The organism is Rouxiella sp. T17, from assembly GCF_036663475.1.
Classification (GTDB): domain Bacteria; phylum Pseudomonadota; class Gammaproteobacteria; order Enterobacterales; family Enterobacteriaceae; genus Rouxiella.
Genome location: NZ_JAWUEA010000013.1, coordinates 84,311 through 102,638 on the forward strand (window position 1 = coordinate 84,311; position 18,328 = coordinate 102,638).

General features: G+C 52.3%; 14 protein-coding genes. 12 read left to right on the forward strand and 2 right to left on the reverse strand.

The genetic code is table 11. The features are described 5' to 3' along the window. Positions 1-250: 250 nt before the first annotated feature. The 6 genes from mreC to tldD all read left to right on the forward strand — a co-directional run bounded on the left by mreC (position 251) and on the right by tldD (position 9,278). On the forward strand, positions 251-1,255 hold the full coding sequence (gene mreC / locus SC206_RS04515) for a rod shape-determining protein MreC (protein WP_332734603.1): 1,005 nt from the start codon (positions 251-253) through the stop codon (positions 1,253-1,255). Then, a complete protein-coding gene (gene mreD, locus SC206_RS04520; protein ID WP_332734605.1) occupies positions 1,252-1,740 on the forward strand; it encodes a rod shape-determining protein MreD in 489 nt (162 codons plus the stop codon). The genes mreC and mreD overlap by 4 nt, the downstream gene beginning before the upstream one ends. 7 nt (positions 1,741-1,747) lie before the next feature. After that, positions 1,748-2,341, forward strand: coding sequence for a Maf family protein (locus SC206_RS04525; protein WP_332734607.1), 594 nt, complete (start codon positions 1,748-1,750; stop codon positions 2,339-2,341). After that, on the forward strand, positions 2,331-3,800 hold the full coding sequence (gene rng, locus SC206_RS04530) for a ribonuclease G (RefSeq protein ID WP_332734609.1): 1,470 nt from the start codon (positions 2,331-2,333) through the stop codon (positions 3,798-3,800). The genes SC206_RS04525 and rng overlap by 11 nt, the downstream gene beginning before the upstream one ends. A gap of 96 nt (positions 3,801-3,896) precedes the next feature. Continuing rightward, positions 3,897-7,751: an AsmA2 domain-containing protein YhdP gene (yhdP, locus tag SC206_RS04535; RefSeq protein WP_332734611.1), complete on the forward strand. Its 3,855-nt coding sequence runs from the start codon at positions 3,897-3,899 to the stop codon at positions 7,749-7,751. Positions 7,752-7,832: 81 nt separating this feature from the next. Next, entirely contained in the window at positions 7,833-9,278 is a 1,446-nt protein-coding gene (tldD, locus tag SC206_RS04540; protein WP_332734613.1) for a metalloprotease TldD, read from the forward strand. 61 nt (positions 9,279-9,339) lie between these two features. Here the strand turns inward: tldD and aaeR are convergent, their stop codons facing one another. Beyond that, on the reverse strand, positions 9,340-10,272 hold the full coding sequence (aaeR, locus tag SC206_RS04545) for an HTH-type transcriptional activator AaeR (protein ID WP_332734615.1): 933 nt from the start codon (positions 10,270-10,272) through the stop codon (positions 9,340-9,342). Between the two features lie 322 nt (positions 10,273-10,594). Here aaeR and aaeX point away from each other — a divergent pair, with 322 nt between their 5' ends. The 6 genes from aaeX to queF all read left to right on the forward strand — a co-directional run bounded on the left by aaeX (position 10,595) and on the right by queF (position 16,564). Then, entirely contained in the window at positions 10,595-10,798 is a 204-nt protein-coding gene (gene aaeX, locus SC206_RS04550; RefSeq protein WP_017490723.1) for a p-hydroxybenzoic acid efflux pump operon protein AaeX, read from the forward strand. A gap of 7 nt (positions 10,799-10,805) precedes the next feature. Next, positions 10,806-11,738, forward strand: coding sequence for a p-hydroxybenzoic acid efflux pump subunit AaeA (aaeA, locus tag SC206_RS04555; protein ID WP_332734618.1), 933 nt, complete (start codon positions 10,806-10,808; stop codon positions 11,736-11,738). A gap of 13 nt (positions 11,739-11,751) precedes the next feature. Next, on the forward strand, positions 11,752-13,710 hold the full coding sequence (gene aaeB / locus SC206_RS04560; RefSeq protein WP_332734620.1) for a p-hydroxybenzoic acid efflux pump subunit AaeB: 1,959 nt from the start codon (positions 11,752-11,754) through the stop codon (positions 13,708-13,710). A 495-nt stretch (positions 13,711-14,205) separates the two neighbouring features. Continuing rightward, positions 14,206-14,820 (forward strand): helix-turn-helix domain-containing protein, encoded by a 615-nt coding sequence (locus SC206_RS04565; protein WP_332734622.1) that lies wholly within the window; start codon positions 14,206-14,208, stop codon positions 14,818-14,820. Positions 14,821-14,852: 32 nt separating this feature from the next. Then, a complete protein-coding gene (locus SC206_RS04570) occupies positions 14,853-15,722 on the forward strand; it encodes a queuosine precursor transporter (protein ID WP_332734624.1) in 870 nt (289 codons plus the stop codon). Positions 15,723-15,733: 11 nt separating this feature from the next. Next, positions 15,734-16,564: an NADPH-dependent 7-cyano-7-deazaguanine reductase QueF gene (queF, locus tag SC206_RS04575; RefSeq protein WP_332734626.1), complete on the forward strand. Its 831-nt coding sequence runs from the start codon at positions 15,734-15,736 to the stop codon at positions 16,562-16,564. A 154-nt stretch (positions 16,565-16,718) separates the two neighbouring features. Here the strand turns inward: queF and SC206_RS04580 are convergent, their stop codons facing one another. Further along, complete coding sequence (locus tag SC206_RS04580; protein ID WP_332734629.1) at positions 16,719-18,320, reverse strand: APC family permease; 1,602 nt, start codon at positions 18,318-18,320, stop codon at positions 16,719-16,721. Positions 18,321-18,328: the final 8 nt, after the last annotated feature.

Sequence of the window (18,328 nt, forward strand, 5' to 3'; positions counted from 1 at the left end):
CTTTATCGACAACGGAAATAGTGAAGACTAGCCTGCCGCGGAAAGGGGCTGCCTCAAGGGGTTCAGCCAGCAGTGTCTAGATTTGAGTGTCTGAACGGATTATGACGCTACGCCTGGATCCCGATGGGGTTCAGGCACGTTTTCCGATCCTGTTCGTCTGCACCCTTTTATACCTGCTACCATTCCTGTTAGGGTATTGTTTCGCTCAGATCGGCTGAAATTTCCCGTTGCCGAGGAACTCGCATATTTTATGAAGCCTATTTTTAGCAGAGGTCCGTCTCTGCAGTTGCGACTTTTTTTGGCTATTCTTACGGCCATCGTCCTGATTTTTGCCGACAGTAAAGTAGGTACGTTCGTCAAGATCCGCACCTATATGGATACTGCCGTCAGTCCTTTCTATTTCTTGTCCAACGCGCCAAGAGAGTTTCTGGATAACGTCTCCCAGACCTTCGCCTCACGCCAACAGCTCGAACTCGAAAACCGCGCGCTGCGTCAGGAATTGCTGCTGAAAAACAGCGATCTGCTGCTGCTGGGTCAATTCAAGCAGGAAAACGCCCGTCTTCGCGAACTCTTAGGTTCGCCGCTGCGTCAGGATGAGCACAAGATGGTGGCGCAGGTGCTGTCGACCAGCAACGATCCGTATAGCGATCAAGTAGTTATCGATAAAGGCAGCAACAGCGGCGTTTACGTTGGTCAGCCGATTATCAGCGACAAAGGCGTGGTAGGACAGGTGATTGCCGTTGCGGCCGTGACCAGCCGCGTGCTACTTATCTGCGACGCTTCCCACGCGATTCCGATTCAGGTGCTGCGCAATGATATCCGCGTGATTGCCGCCGGTAGCGGCTGCGCCGATGATTTGCAGCTTGAGCATTTGCCGGCCAATACCGATATTCGCGTTGGCGACGTACTGGTGACTTCCGGCCTTGGCGGACGTTTCCCTGAAGGTTATCCGGTTGCCGTGGTCTCTTCCGTCAAGGTCGATAACCAGCGCGCGTACACGGTGATTCAGGCGCGTCCAACCGCCGGTCTGCAACGTCTGCGTTATCTGCTACTGCTGTGGGGCGCAGATCGCAACGGCGACGCGCCAATGCCGCCGGACGAAGTGCATCGCATTGCCAACGAACGTCTGATGCAAATGATGCCGCAGGTCTTGCCGCCGCCGAACCAGATGGGTCCACCTGCGCCGGTGCCTGCCGCTGCGGCCAGCACCACGGCCGCGCCTGCGACGACGCCAACCGCTGGTAAAAGACCATGAACGGCTATCGCAGCCACGGACGCTGGATAATTTGGCTATCCTTTGTGGTAGCCATGCTGCTTCAGGTGATGCCGTGGCCCGATCAAATCTACATGTTCCGCCCCTCGTGGCTGATGCTTATCCTCATTTACTGGGTGATGGCGCTGCCGCACAGGGTTAACGTCGGCACGGGTTTTCTGGTCGGCTTTATCATGGATTTGATTTTGGGATCCACGCTCGGCGTGCGCGCGATGGCGTTGGCTATCACGGCGTATCTGGTGGCGTTCAAATTCCAGCTATTCCGCAATATGGCGTTATGGCAGCAGGCGTTAATCGTCATGCTGCTGTCGATGGCGGTTAACGTGATGGTTTTCTGGGCTGAATTCCTGGTGGTTAATATTTCGTTTCGGCCGCAAATTTTCTGGAGCAGCGTCGTTGACGGCGTGCTCTGGCCTTGGCTGTTCCTGTTGATGCGTAAAATCCGTCGACAGTTTGCCGTACAATAAGGGCGTTATGACTTTACTTTATCTGGCATCGGGTTCGCCGCGTCGTCGTGAGTTGCTCACGATGCTGGAACTGCCCTTCGAACGCCTCTCTACCGACGTGGCCGAACAGCGCCAACCCGACGAAGCGCCTGCCGATTACGTTCAGCGTTTAGCGCTGGACAAGGCGCGCGCGGGTGTCGCCGTTGCGCCGCAGGACTTGCCGGTATTGGGCGCAGACACTATTGTGGTACTCGATGGCCGCGTCATGGAAAAACCCGCCGATATTCAGCACGCTGCCGAAATGCTGGCGGCGCTTTCCGGACGGCAGCATCAGGTGATGACCGCGGTTGCTTTCGCCGATGCAGAACATCACCTTTCGACGCTCGTGGTGACCGACGTCACCTTCCGCAGCCTGTCGTCCGAGGATATTCAGCACTATATTTCCAGCGGCGAGCCGATGGATAAAGCGGGAGCATACGGAATTCAAGGAAAGGGCGGTTGTTTCGTCCGTGAGATCCGCGGCAGTTACTATGCAGTAGTGGGGCTTCCGCTAGTGGAAACTCAGGAACTGTACAGTGATTTTGTTGCACAACGCGTTCTTAGGAGAAAGCATGACGGCTGAATTACTGGTCAATGTGACCCCATCGGAAACACGGGTGGCATACATCGACGGTGGCATCTTGCAAGAGATCCACGTAGAGCGGGAAGCAAAGCGCGGTATCGCCGGGAATATCTACAAAGGCCGCGTAAGCCGCGTGCTGCCCGGCATGCAGGCCGCGTTTGTTGATATTGGTCTCGAAAAAGCCGCTTTCCTGCACGCTTCCGACATCATGCCGCACACCGAGTGCGTTGCGCGTGAAGAGCAAAAAAAGTTTAACGTCCGCGATATCGTCGAGCTGGTCCATCAGGGACAAGATTTAATGGTGCAGGTGGTGAAAGATCCTCTTGGCACCAAAGGCGCGCGTCTCACTACCGACATCACTCTGCCTTCCCGTTATCTGGTATTTATGCCGGGCGCGTCGCACGTCGGCGTGTCACAACGTATTGAAAGCGAAGCCGAGCGCGATCGCCTTAAACGCATCGTTTCCGCCTATTGCGACGAGCAGGGCGGCTACATTATTCGTACCGCCGCCGAAGGCGTCCGTGAAGAAGAGCTGGCGCAGGACGCCGCCTATCTGAAACGCCTCTGGACCAAGGTGATGGAGCGCAAACGCCGTAATATCACCAAGTGCAAACTCTATGGCGAGTTAGCGCTTGCTCACCGCGTGCTCCGCGATTTTACAGGTCAGGAGCTAAACCGCATTCGCGTCGACTCGCGTCTGACCTATGAATTACTGATCGAATTTACCAGCGAATACATGCCCGAGCTGACCGACAAGCTTGAGCATTACAGCGGCAAACAGCCTATTTTCGACCTGTTCGACGTCGAAAACGAGATCCAGCGCGCGCTGGAACGCAAGGTCGAGCTGAAGTCTGGCGGCTATCTGATCATCGATCAAACCGAAGCCATGACCACCATCGATATCAACACCGGCGCGTTTGTGGGGCATCGCAATCTCGAAGAAACCATCTTCAATACCAATACCGAAGCCACGCAGGCCATCGCCCGCCAGCTGCGGCTGCGCAATCTAGGCGGCATCATCATCATCGACTTTATCGATATGTCGAATGACGATCACCGCCGTCGCGTGCTGCACTCGCTCGAACAGGCGCTGTCGAAAGATCGCGTGAAAACCGGCATTCACGGCTTCTCCGCGCTCGGTCTGGTCGAAATGACCCGCAAAAGAACCCGTGAAAGCGTGGAACATGTTCTATGCAGCGATTGTCCAACCTGTCATGGCCGCGGGACGGTTAAAACCGTTGAAACCGTGTGCTACGAAATCCTGCGCGAAATCGTTCGCGTGCATCACGCCTATGACGCCGACCGATTCCTGGTCTACGCTTCTGTGGCCGTGGGCGACGCGTTGAAAGGCGAAGAGTCGCACGCGCTGGCGGAAGTCGAAATATTCGTCGGAAAACAGGTCAAAGTGCAGATTGAGCCGCTCTACAGTCAGGAGCAGTTCGACGTCGTCATGATGTAATTCCCAGAATTGACTGGTTAATCTGGAGCAGTTTTTAACGTAGGATCCTCTTGCGTAGTCGATTATTGCGCGAAAAATCAAGACAAGGAGAGAAGTGTGAGGCGACTACCGGGGATACTGCTAACCAGCTTTGCAACGATTATCGTGATCGTGGCGCTGGCGATCAGTGGGTTACGTTTGGCCCTGCCTCAGCTCGATCGTATCAAACAGCCCTTAGTCGATAAAATCCAGTCAATGACCGGCGTGCCTGTCAGCCTGTCGCAAATTCACGGCAGTTGGCAAACCTTTGGTCCGACGCTTGAAATCAGAAATCTGGCGCTGACTTTGCCAGACTCCTCCTCAAAAGTTGAACGCGTGACGCTGGCGCTCGACGTCTGGCAGTCGCTGCTGCATCTGCGCTGGCAGTTCCGTAATCTGACTTTCTACAATCTTCAGCTCGATTTGAACTCCACGCTCGGCGGCGGCAGCGATAAAGGTAAAAACATCGGCGCCAATCGTATCAGCGATATTTTCCTGCGTCAGGTCGACCATTTTGACCTGCGCAATAGCCGCATCAGCTTCCTCACGCCTTCCGGCCCGCGCGCCGAATTTGATATCCAGCAGATGACCTGGCTCAACTCGCCGAATCGCCATCGCGCGGAGGGGCAGCTGGGGCTGTCGAGCTTTAACGGCCAGCACGGCGTAGTACAGGTGCGAATGGACCTCAACGACGACGAAGGCCTGCTCAACGACGGGAAAATTTATCTTCAGGCTGACGGCATCGACATGAAGCCGTGGTTCAGCCGCTGGTTGCGCAGTAATACCGGTCTCGAAAGCGCCAATTTCAGCCTCGCCGCCTGGCTCACCGTGCGCGACGGGCAGGTGTTCGCGGGCGACGTGCATGTCAGAGAAGGTGAGGCCGTGTGGCACACCGATGACCAGCCGCACCGCCTCGACGTCGAAAATCTTACCCTGCACGGCAATCGACAGGGCAACGGCTGGCAGGTTGGTACCTCTGAATTAAATCTGAAAACCGACGGCGAAGCCTGGCCGAAAGGCGGACTCACCGCGCTTTATCTGCCAGAAAACGGCACCACCACCAACGGCCAGTTCCTCGGACCCGATCAGCAGGAGCAGCTGCGCCTGCGCGGCAGCAACATTCAGCTCGAACGCATCGGGCCGATTATTCCGACCATCTCCTTCATGACGCCCGCGCTGCTCGAGCGCTGGAAAGATCTGAAGCCGACCGGCACGATTGACAAGCTGGCGCTGGATATCCCGCTCAAACAGCCCGAGCAGACCCGCTTTAATCTCAAATGGCATAACCTGCGATGGGAACGCTGGAAACTGCTGCCCGGCGTGAATAACTTTAGCGGCACGCTGACCGGCAGCGTTCCGCGCGGGCAGATGAAAATCGATTTGGACGACAGCCTGCTGCCTTATGGCGAAATGTTCCGCGCGCCGCTGGATATCAGTCAGGCCAGCGGCACCTTTGATTGGCGTTACAACGACAAAGGTTGGTCGCTGTGGTCGCAAGATGTCAGTGTTAAAGCCAACGGCCTGTGGGCGACGGGTGGATTCTCCTACGACCAGCCGGAACAGGGCCAGCCATGGTTGAAAATTCTGTCGGGTATTCGTCTCTATGACGCCGGTCAGGCGTGGCGTTATTTCCCCGAGCCGCTGATGGGCAAGCATCTGGTCGATTATCTCAGCTCGGCAATTCAGGCCGGACAGGTCGATAACGCGACGCTGAGCTTTAACGGCAATCCGCACAACTTCCCGTTTAAGCATAATGAAGGACAGTTCCAGGTTTGGGTGCCGCTGCGACATTCAACCTTCCAGTTCCAGCCGGGCTGGCCTGCGTTGACCGATTTGGCTATCGACCTTAACTTCCTGAATGACGGCCTGTTTATGAACGCGCCGCACACCAGGCTTGGCAATGTGTCGGGCAATAATATCGTGGCCAACATTCCTGACTATTTGAAGCAGAAACTGTTGATAGACGCCGACATTGCAGGCGCGGGCAAAGATATCGGCAGCTATTTCATGGATACGCCGCTGAAGAAATCGCTGGGTGCCGCGCTGCAACAGCTGCAGATTGGCGGCGATGTTAGTGGGCGCTTACATCTTGATATTCCCTTGAACGGCCAGCAGGTGCGCGCCACGGGCGGCGTGAATCTCAAGAATAACAGCCTGTTTATCAAGCCGCTTGAAAGCACCATCGAAAACCTTAATGGGCAGTTCAGCTTTGATAACGGCAACCTGAACAGTAACCAGATGACCGGTAAATGGTTTGGTCAGCCGCTGAACGTGAACTTTAAAACGCTGGAAATGGCTGATAAATATAGTATTAACGTCGGCTTGGACGGCAATTGGCAACCCGCGAAACTGCCGGGCCTGCCGAAGGCGATCGCCGAGAAGATTTCAGGCAGCGCCAACTGGAAGAGTAACGTCGATATTCTGCTGCCCAATAAGGGCACGCCGAACTACAAAGTCACGGCCAACGCGGATCTCAGGAATGTGAGCAGTCACTTACCTAATCCACTGAACAAAACGGCGGGCAAGGCGTTGCCGCTCAGCGTTAACGTTCAGGGCGACCTGCACAGCTTTAATCTTAACGGCGTGCTGGCGGGCAAAGATCGTTTCAACAGCCGCTGGCTATTAGGCAAGCAGCTGACGCTGGACCGCGCCGCGTGGGAAGTCAACGCCTCGAAAACGCCGCCATTGCCGCCAACCAGCAGCCTGACGCTGCACCTTCCGGCGCTGGACGGCGAAAACTGGCTCGGCCTGCTCTCCCCTGACAGCGCGACGCAGACGCAAAACAGTAAAACCGTCGGTTTCGGCTTCCCGCACCAGATTACCGTGACCACGCCGCGCCTGACGCTGGCGGGTCAAGGATGGAACGACCTGACACTTAGCTCGACGCAAAATGACAACGGCACGCAGGTCGTCGCCAAAGGCAAAGAGATTGACGGCACGCTGGACATGAACACCCGTGGCCCGTGGCTGGCAAATCTGCGCTATCTTTACTTTAACCCGCAGTTTACGCCGCTCGACAAGGCCGCCACGACGGAGAGCAGCGGACAAAATCCGTTTGGCAGCAGCCAGATTTCCTTTGCTGGCTGGCCCGCGCTGAACGTGCGCTGCGCCGCCTGCTGGTTCCTGGGGCAGAGTTTCCGCAAGGTTAACGCCGACTTTATCCCTCAGGGCAACCAGCTGGCGTTGAGAAATGGCCTGATCGACACGGGCGAAGGTCGTCTCGACGTGCAGGGCGACTGGAAACAGGGCAATCAGAGTAGTAACAGTACCGGCCTGCGCGGCACGCTGAGCGGCAAAGATGTTGACCGCGCCACCTCTTTCCTTGGCGTGAGCACGCCGCTGAAAGGCGCGCCGTTTAAAATTAATTTCGATTTGCATTGGAAAGACGTGCCGTGGAAGCCGGATGCCAAAACGCTTAACGGCACGATGAACACCGATTTCGGCAAGGGTGAAATTGTGGACATGGGCGGCGGCCGCGCGGGTCAGCTGCTGCGTCTGGTCAGCTTCGATGCCCTGCTGCGCAAGCTTCAGCTCGATTTCAGAGACACCTTCGGCGATGGCTTCTATTTTGACTCCATCAAGTCGACAGAGTGGATCAAAGACGGCGTAGTGCACACCAACGACCTGCTGGTTGACGGACTGGCCGCCGACATCGCTATTAATGGCAGCGTCAATCTGGTCAATCAGCGGCTCGATCTCGAGGCAGTTATTGCGCCCGAAATTTCCGCCACGGTGGGTGTCGCGACCGCGTTTGTGATCAATCCGATTGTCGGCGCCGCCGTGTTTGCCGCCAGTAAAGCGCTGGCACCGCTGTGGAATAAAATTTCGCTGATTCGCTACCAGATTGACGGCACTATCGCTCAGCCGACGGTGCATGAAATTTTACGTCAGTCCAAGGCAGACAAAAAAGCCAACGCCGTGCCCGCCCCTTAAGCGGGTGGCACAGTGTTGAGCTACGTCATACTGTGTTACGCTGTATGTTGACTTTACATGACCAAAGAGAGCGAAGAAATTATGAGTCTGGACCTTGTAAGTGAGCGGTTACTCGCAGCCAATAATCTGAGTCAGCAAGACTTGTTTTCAGTTTTGGGCCAATTAGCCGAGCGCCGTCTCGATTATGCCGATCTCTTTTTCCAGTCCAGCTTTCACGAAGCCTGGGTCATTGAAGACAGTATTATCAAAGACGGCTCGTACAATATCGATCAGGGTGTCGGAATCCGTGCCGTCAGCGGCGAGAAAACCGGTTTCGCCTACGCCGACCAAATTACGCTCAATGCGCTAAATCAAAGCGCGCTCGCGGCGCGAAGCATCGTGCGCGATCAGGGTAACGGCAAAGTTCACACGCTGGGGGCTATCAGCCACTCTGCGCTCTATTCGCTGGCCGATCCGCTGCAAAGCATGCCGCGCGAAGAGAAAATCGCTTTACTGCATCGCGTCGACAAAGCCGCACGCGCCGCCGATACGCGCGTGCAGGAAGTCTCTGCGAGCCTGACCGGCGTGTACGAAAATGTGCTGGTTGCGGCCACCGATGGCACGCTGGCGGCCGATATTCGCCCGCTGGTACGTTTGTCAGTGAGCGTGCTGGTCGAACAGGACGGACGTCGTGAACGCGGTGGCAGCGGCGGCGGCGGACGTTTTGGCTATGAATATTTCCTTGAAACCGAAGACGGCGAAGTGCGTGCCGATGCCTATGCCCGCGAAGCGGTGCGCATGGCGCTGGTCAACCTCGACGCTATCGCCGCGCCGGCCGGCATGATGCCCGTAGTATTGGGCGCAGGCTGGCCGGGCGTGTTGCTGCATGAAGCCGTCGGACACGGCCTCGAAGGTGACTTTAACCGTCGCGGCACCTCCGTATTTAGCGGTCAGATGGGCAAGCTGGTGGCTTCCGAGCTGTGTACTGTCGTCGACGATGGCACAATGCAAGGTCGTCGCGGTTCAATCTCGATTGACGATGAAGGCGTGGCGGGTCAGTACAATGTGCTGATCGAAAATGGCGTGCTGAAAGGCTACATGCAGGACAAGCTCAACGCGCGCCTGATGGGCGTGCCGCCAACCGGTAACGGCCGCCGCGAATCTTACGCGCACCTGCCGATGCCGCGCATGACCAACACATATCTGCTGGGCGGACAGTCAACGCCGGAAGAGATTATCAGCAGCGTCGAGTACGGCCTTTATGCGCCTAACTTTGGCGGCGGACAGGTTGACATCACCTCCGGCAAGTTCGTCTTCTCGACCTCAGAAGCTTACCTGATCGAAAAAGGTCGCATCACCAAGGCGGTGAAAGGCGCGACGCTGATTGGCTCAGGAATCGAAGCGATGCAGCAAATCTCGATGGTCGGTAACGATCTGGCGCTGGACAAAGGCGTGGGCGTCTGTGGCAAAGAAGGCCAAAGCGTTCCGGTCGGCGTCGGTCAACCTACGCTGAAACTAGATTCTCTAACCGTCGGCGGTACAGGTTAAAATAATCTTTTACCTGGTTATCTAACTTATCTCGGACTGACAGCGAGTAAACAAACGGGGGCTATTTAGCGCCCGTTTCTGTTTTGCGATGCTTGCGATAGACCTTGCTGACTTCTTTGAAATAGTCGGTAAGGTAATTAATGCACACCTGCACTTTTAGCGGCAGCTTATCTTTCTCGGTATGCAGCGCATAAACGGGGCGGGGCGCTGACTGATAATTGCCAAATAATATTTCCACTTCCCCCGAATTAATCTCATCGATAATCCACATCATCGGAATATAGGCGATACCGACGCCAGATTTCAGCCAGCGGATCATGGTTTGCGAATCATTGGTGACGAAACGGCCCTGCGGATGAATGCGGATGGTTTGACCTTCGGGTGACACCAAATCAAATTCGCTGTCGGGGCGCACGCTGTATTCCAGCCAGGTAAAGTTCACCATGTCGGCAGGCGCTTCGGGTTTGCCGTGGCGCAGCAGGTAGGTTTTCGCCGCGCAGACTACCATCGGCATCGAGCCGAGATGTTTGGAGAACAGGCTCGAATCCTGCAAATTACCGACTCGAATGACGATATCCAATCCGTCGGCAATCAGGTCTGGCGCTGGACTTCCGGTAACCAGATTCACCATCAGGCCCGGATATTCGTGGAGCATCTTGGCGGTCATGGCAGCAAGAACATTTTGTGCCATTGTCGAGGAGCTACCAATGCGTAATGTACCGGTTGGTGTGTTATTAAACGCGTATAATTGCTCGTGGACTTCATGCACGCTGTGCAGCATTTTATGGCAGCCCTGATAGTAAATCTTCCCCGCTTCGGTGAGGCCAAGACTGCGCGTGCTTCTGTTTAACAATTTGATTTGTAATTCATTTTCAAGCTTGCTGATACTTTGGCTAATGGCGGAAACGCTCATTTGAAGGCGCGGCGCGGCGGCCGTATACGACCCGCTTTCCACCACCTGAGCAAAAATTGACATGCGTTTTAATCGGTCCATTGTTAAGTCCAGCTTAAAAGTGATTGTGATCACAGAATGTTGATAACTTGATAATAAGCAGGCTAATATAGTTGTCCAGACAAAATAGTGTCTAGATAAAAGCCTCAAGTTCGGATGCAGTGAATCAGTTATCTTACCTCTGCCGACTTTTCTGGCAATCCAACGTTATCCTTTACTGCATGCTTTAGAGATAATTCTCTCGAAGTGTGCCGGTTTTGTCGAAAATTTCGAATCATGTTCGCGCGGTAATGTTAAAATTAATGAACAATATAGGGGCTGCTGTGCGTCACTACCTTTGTGGTACGAGTTTAAGGAACTATCAATGAGTTTGCTTCCGGTAATGGTGATTTTCGGATTGTCGTTTCCCCCGGTGTTTTTTGAAATACTTTTGGCGTTGGCCGTGTTCTTTATACTGCGTCGAATTTTAACCCCTACCGGGATCTATGATTTTGTCTGGCATCCGGCTTTGTTTAATACGGCATTGTATTGCTGTCTCTTCTATCTAATATCCTGCATTTTCGTCTGAGGCTGTCGTGAAAAACTTATCAATAAAAATAATACGTTACGCAATAACGTTTATCATTGTGATCCTGGCCGCCATCGCGATTTTCCGTGCCTGGGTGTTCTATACCGAATCACCGTGGACGCGTGATGCGAAATTTACCGCCGACGTAGTGGCGATGTCTCCCGACGTCAGCGGACTGGTAACCGAGGTGCCGATACGCGATAACCAGCTGGTTGCCAAAGGCGACGTGCTGTTCAAGATTGACCAGCCGCGCTATCAGGTTGCGCTTGATGAAGCCAATGCCGACGTTGCCTATTACGAAGCGCTGGCCGACGAGAAAAAGCGTGAAGCCAATCGCCGTGTAAAATTGGGTACGCAGGCGATGTCGATTGAAGCCATCGAACAGGCGACCAGTGACTTGAAAACCACGCAGCACCAGTTAGCCAAAGCCAAAGCCGTTGCCGCCGCCGCCGCGCTGGATTTGCAACGTACCGTCGTGATTGCACCTGCCGATGGCTGGATAACCAACCTCACCGTGCATCCGGGCGACTTTATTACTCGCGGTGAAACGACCGTGGCGCTGGTTAAACAGCATACCTTCTACGTGCTGGCCTATATGGAAGAGACCAAGCTGGCCCGCGTGCGTAAAGGCGATCGCGTAGAAATCACGCCGCTTGGCAGCAACCGTATTCTGCACGGCACCGTCGACAGTGTCGCCGCTGCGGTAACCAACAGCAGCAGCACCGCCGCAAGCAACGGTTTGGCGACCATCGACAGTAACCTCGAGTGGGTTCGTCTGGCGCAGCGCGTTCCGGTTAAAATTACCCTCGACGATATGGATGAAAACCACCCGTACTCGGCAGGGACCACGGCAACAGTGGTCGTCGCCGGTGAGCACGATCGCGTCGAGCAAAGCTCCTGGTTCACTAAATTCCTGCACCGTATGCGCGAGTTTGGTTAAGAGAAAATGATAAATGATTAGCCCATCTCTCCTGCGCATGCGTTTTGCCTGCAAGCTCACCTTTGCCATTCTGGGGGCGCTGGTATTTGGGTTTTACCTACAGCTGGAAACCCCGCGCTGGTCGGCCATGACGGCCGCCATCGTGGCCGGTGGACCCGCAATGGTCGCCGGTGGTGAACCCTTTGCAGGCGCAATTCGCCATCGCGGCATTCTTCGCGTTATCGGCACCTTTATCGGCTGTATCGCCGCTATCACGATTATTATGGCTACCGCGCGCGCGCCGGCAGTGATGCTGCTGCTGTGCTGCCTGTGGGCCGGATTCTGCACTTGGTGGTCCTCCATCGTTCGCGTTGAAAATTCCTATGCCTTTGGTTTGGCTGGGTATACCGCGCTGATTATCGTCGTGCTTTCTTCTACTAATCTCACCGAAGCGCCGCAGTTTGCCGTCGAGCGCTGTAGCGAAATCGTGGTCGGGATCTGCGCGGCTATCGTAGCTGACCTGCTTTTCTCCCCGCGATCGATCAAGAAAGACATCGACAGAGCGGTCGATCAATTAATGCTGGACCAGTTCAACCTGATCAAAATCAGCGTGAATCAGGTCGAGAAAGAGGAGATGGACAAGGCCTGGAACACGCTGGTGAAAAGCACCACGGCCATCAACGGTATGCGCGGCAGCCTGATGATGGAATCGTCGCGCTGGCAGCGGGTCAATCGGCGACTCAAGGCGTTGCATAGCCTGTCGCTGAGCATGATTACCCAAGCCTGTGAAACCTACATCATTATGCAGACGACGCCCGAGCTGGTGCCGCAAGAAATCAAGGATTTGGTTAACGAGCCGGTCGAAAATCTGACCGACGTGCGCCACATCATGAAGCGCCTGCGTCAGGTCGCGACCACTATTCCAGCCGACACCATTGCCCAGCCGCTTTATGCCTGGATAGGCACCGGCACGCGCGCGCTGCTCATGGTAAAAGGCGTTCACACTAATAGCAGCATTAGCAGCACCGAAAGCAGCGTGTTGAGCAACGAGGTGGTGGTCAAACCGGCCTCCGCCGAGATGCATCACGCGCTCATCAACGGCCTGCGTACCTTTGTTTCCAGCGCGGCGGGTTGCCTGCTGTGGCTGTGGACCGGCTGGACCTCCGGCTCGGGCTGCATCGTTATTATTGCCGTGATTACCTCGCTGGCGATGCGCACGCCGAACCCGCGCATGATGGCGCTGGACTTTATGATAGGCATGCTGGCCGCCATTCCCATTGGCTCGATGCTTTACATGGTCATCATGCCGTGGACCCAGCAAAGTCTGTTCCTGCTCTGCCTGTCGCTTGGGATCTTCATCTTTATCTGCGGCATCGAAGTACAAAAACGTCGCCTCGGGATTTTGGGTCTGCTGGTCGGCTGCATTAATATTCTGGTCTTGAGCAACCCGATGACCTTCGACGTGATGACCTTCCTCGATAACGCCACCGGTCAGGCGATTGGCTGTGTGATCGCGCTGGTGGTATTGTCGCTAATTCGTGACAAGTCACGAGACAAGACGGGCCGTACCTTGCTGAATCGCTTTGTCAGCAGCGCGGTATCGGCCTTGACCACCAAGGCTTATCGTCGTCGTGAAAATCACCTGCCTGCGCTTTATCATCAGTTGAACCAGCTGTTAGTGCTGTTCCCGAATGACATCGGCAAATACCGTTTAGCGTTGCAGCTGATTATTGCCCATCAGCGTTTAAAACTGGCGGAAGTGCCGGTCAACGACGAGCTGTCGGCGTTCCATAAAAAGATCCGCCACACCGCCGACCGCGTGGTCTCTTCGCAACGTGAAGGCAAGCGCGAATATTATTACCAGCGCCTGCTGAGCGAAATGAGCGAATATCAGCAGAAGCTGGTGGAATACGACGCCCCGCCAAAAGTCACCGAACCCGTCAGACGGCTTTGCGACTTACTGCACAACTATCAGCGGGCATTTTTGCAATAACCGTTGATAATGATATAAATCCTGACGGCCCTAAATGGGGCCGTTTTTTTATTTTAAATAAAAGCTAATTTATGGATTTTTAAAATCATCTAATTGTGATTTCTTTAAAATACATTTAATTATTATATTTTTTTAAAAGTTAAATTCCCTAGTGCTGGTCAGCGTTCTTTTAAAAGTATTAATTTTAATGAATCTGTCTGTTTTATGAATCCTGCTTAGTTTATGGGAAATCCCACGGGATGTTTTTATTGTGGAGAAACCTTAAACTTCTGTGCGACTAAGGTCAACAAAAAAGAAGACAATATGATCGCAAAAGTGAATGCATTATAAATTTATATATTTATTGATTCTTTATCATTTATATCCATATGATTTAATAGTGTCCTAGTAAGAAATAGGAAGGTATACTGCGTTTTTTGCATAACGGCCGATATTAATTTATTTGGTTTATATTTTTTTGAATAAATAGGCAGATGTTATGGGTGAAATGTATAGATGAAAGTGTCCAGCGTTGAACGAAAAATTAATATTATCAATAACATCGAGTATATATTAAGAAGCAGAGGCGAAACCAAGGCTTCTTTTTCTCAACGTACCGGTGTTACGAGAGCAACGCTATATAAAATATTAGACGGCAAAGTCAGTAACGTTCAACACACCACGGTTACCCGTATTGCTGACTTCTTTGGGGTAAATTGCGAAATTATTGAAAATAGCAGCTTGGAGAACCTTGAGAAATCAGAAAGAGAAATCTCTATTGAAGGTGACAAGAACCCGGCAGCGATACCGATTATTCCTCAATCTGAAATACTTGCCTGTTTAGATAAAAGAGTCGGTTTGATGGTCACTCAGTATCCTGTTACCTGGTTTTTTGGTGACGTGTCTAATATGCTTGCCCTAAAAATTGAAAAAGAGTTTGGTTATGGATTTTCAATCGGAGATTTATTGATATTCCGGCGCTATTCGAAAGTTGAAAAGAAACAAATGATGCTTTGGTATTCCCCTCCCGATCGCTTTTCTCTGACAAATTATCTGGATGGCAGCAACACACTCCATCATGCTGATGCTCTATTTTTAGGAACGGTAGTTGAAGAAAGGATGCATCTTTAGAAAAACTTTAAAAGTGTTTAAGGATAAACAGCATGGAAAGTAACACGAAATATAAACTACTTGGTTTTAATCGTAATGATGAAATTTCAGCAAATGTAATGGTTTTATCAACTGGAAAACATATAAACCTAAAACTAAAAGAGCTTGATAACAGCGAAATTTCAGAGGACTTTAATAGACATGAACTTAAAGCCCTTTACCACCGATTATACAGTGATAGCCAAACAATCACCTCTTATGAGTTGGGCGATAGACACGAACGTTCATGGTACGCCTATTTGATTATTACTCTTTTTCTGTCGGTAATTTGTATCCTTTGTACAGTAAGCGGCGTTAAGCCTATTCGCCTCGCAGGGGTTGATTTCGTCGTGCCAACAGGCATTTTTTTCTATCCTCTGACTTTTATTCTTATCGATATACTTAATGAATTTTATGGTTTAAGGATGGCAAGGAGAACCATTTTACTCTCTTTTATTGCCAACCTCATTTTCGTCACGGGGTTATGGGCAACAAGCCTCATGCCCGCGCTTGCCGAATGGGGATTAGAAAGTGCATATAAAGAGTTTGTTAATAGCATCGTTTCCGTTCTTATAGCTTCTTCCGCCTCCTATCTTGTTTCCGAAAATGTTAACTCCTGGTTGTTGTGCAAAATAAAAGAGTTAACCAATTCCCGCTATCTTTTCATTCGAGTCATTACCAGTACCGTCGTAGCGTCCGTCATTGACAGCATCCTGTTTTGTACTTTAGCGTTTTATAATGTGTTAAGTTTCGAAATCATCAAAACCATGATTTTCTCTCAGTTCGTTATAAAGCTTGCCTATTCTATTTTAGGTGTTGGTCCAATCTATGCAACGCGCAAGCTTTTTCGTGTCTATATAAACAAAGAAAATTTGGCTAATTAAAAGGATTTGTTATGCAGAATGAAAATGGATTAACCTTGTTGGGTGCTAAAACAGAGTATTTCCAGCATTACGACAGTTCACTACTGGAATCATTGCCGAGAGCAAAGAGTCGACAGCAGATTAATATCGATAGTAAGTCCCTTCCTTTCACAGGCTTCGATTTATGGACCGGATTTGAGCTGTCCTGGCTTAATGCGAAAGGTAAACCAAGGGTTGGTATTGCTGAATTCATCATACCTGCCACCAGCTCTAACCTGATTGAATCCAAATCGTTCAAGCTTTATCTCAATAGCTTTAATCAAACTAATTTTGTTGACGTGGATGACGTTGCCGCTCGACTCAAGCAAGACCTTTCTCACGCCGCAGACGGAGAGGTTAGCGTTAAACTTTATGCCGATCTCGATGCTTATCCGAAAGATATTGCCTCGCTACCCGGAGAAAATATAGATCATCTGGATATCACGGTTGCAGACTATATTTTTAAACCCGAGGTTTTAACGGATTCGACTAATGAAAATAATGTGAAAGAAACGCTTTCGTCCAACCTATTGAAATCTAATTGTCTGGTAACCCATCAGCCCGACTGGGGAAGTGTGGTGATTACTTATGAAGGCAGGCAAATAGATCGCGAAAAGCTGCTGCGTTATATCATTTCATTTAGAAACCATAATGAATTCCACGAGCAGTGCGTCGAGCGGATTTATTGTGATATCAAACATTACTGCCGACCGGACAAGCTTAGCGTTTTGGCTCGATATACTCGTCGCGGAGGGTTGGATATCAACCCGTTTAGAAGTGATTTTGAGTTACAGCCGTCAGTTAAGCGTCTGATTCGCCAATAACGAGTTCTTCAACAACAAGTTCTTCAACGACAAGTTCCTCAACTACGAGTGCGCCAATAATTCCTGGTGTGTTTAATAAGCATTAAAGCAATAAAAAAGCTGGCGCCTGTTAAGCGCCAGCCATTAATTATTATCAGTTAAAGCTCATGAGCTATTACGAATAAACTTTGCTGGTTTTCACGGTCGCGACGTCATCTTCCGGCTCGTCCTCATCTTGAGGAATGGTCAGTTTTTCATGACCCGAAGCCACGCCCCAGTAATAGCAGACTAGCGTAACGACAATCAGCAGCACCATGTCGGTCGGGCTGGAGATCGCGTTGATGCCGCCGTAAGTACCGAGATAAGAGAGCGCCAACACCAGCACGTAATAAACCACCAGCCAGAGCGAACTCTTGAAATCGCGGGCGAAGTGCTGATCCTTTTTAGCAAACAGCACGTAAGCCAGCCAGGCGAGAAGCAGGATCGGAATCAGCAAAATGTTGACCGACCAGCCGCTCCAGTAAATCAGCAGGCTACTGGCGATAAAGGCCAGCGGACTCAGCAGACCAAATACCGGCAGCTTAAACGGACGTTTCAAGCCCGGCAGACGCGCACGCAGCACGCCCGCATTAACCGGACCCGGCAGATAGGTAAATACCGTCGCCGACGTCACCGCGCCAATCAATCCGCCCCAAACCTGAAACTCTGAAGGCAGCGTCCAGGCAATCGCCAGAACCAGCGACAGCCACAACGCGCCGCGCGGCACGCCTGATTTCGGGTCAACCTTGGCGAAAACGTTAAACAGATGACCGTTTTTAGCCCACGCAAACAGCACGCGAGACGCACCCGCCAGATAGATATTCCCAGTGCCCGCCGGAGAGATGACGGCATCGATCAGGATCAGGTTAATCAGCCAGGTAATGCCCAGACTGCGCGCCAAATCGGCATACGGCGACTGGAAAATTGCTTTCAATCCGACCCAGCCATTGGTGTTCAGCAGGTCCGTTGGCACGGCACCCATAAACGCAAACTGCAGCAGAATATAGACCGCAAAGCTGATGGCAATGGCGAGAATAATGGCGATAGGAATGTTGCGCTGCGGATTTTTCGCCTCACTGGCGAAGTCCACCGCCTGACGGAATCCGAGGTAGGCAAACACGATACCCGCGCCGGTCAGTGAGGAGAACACGCCGTGCGCGCCGCCCGGATTCGTGCCCGGAACGGAGAGGTTAGCGCCGTGGAAATAGCCGAACAGCGTGACAATGACCATCAATGGCACGATAAATTTAAAGGTAGTAATAATGGTGTTAATGCGGCCAAAGAAGCTGACGCTCCAATAGTTCAGCAGGAAAAACGCCACCAGCAACACAATCTGCATCACGAAGCCAAGCGTGGTCGGGCTGCTGTCGGTATGGCCGAGCGCAGGCCACCAATACATCGCGTATTGACGAACGGCTTCGACTTCAACTCCCGCCGTGCTGGTATACGCCAGCAATGAACTGACACCGATGACAAATCCCACCACGTTGCCGTGCGTGTATTGCGGATAACGCACGAATCCGCCCGCGCGCGGAATGGCGGCGGCGAGCTCGGCAAACACTAAACCAATCAGTAAAACCATGACGGCGCCCAACAACCACGCCCATCCTGTTAATCCCCCTGCATAGCCAGAACTGGTCAACGCTGCGTATAGCCAACCGGAGCCAATCATGGAGCCGACGCCAAGAAGGGTCAAATCCACCAGGCCTAATTTTTTTTTCAATGTCCCCTGAGTCATAGCAGTCC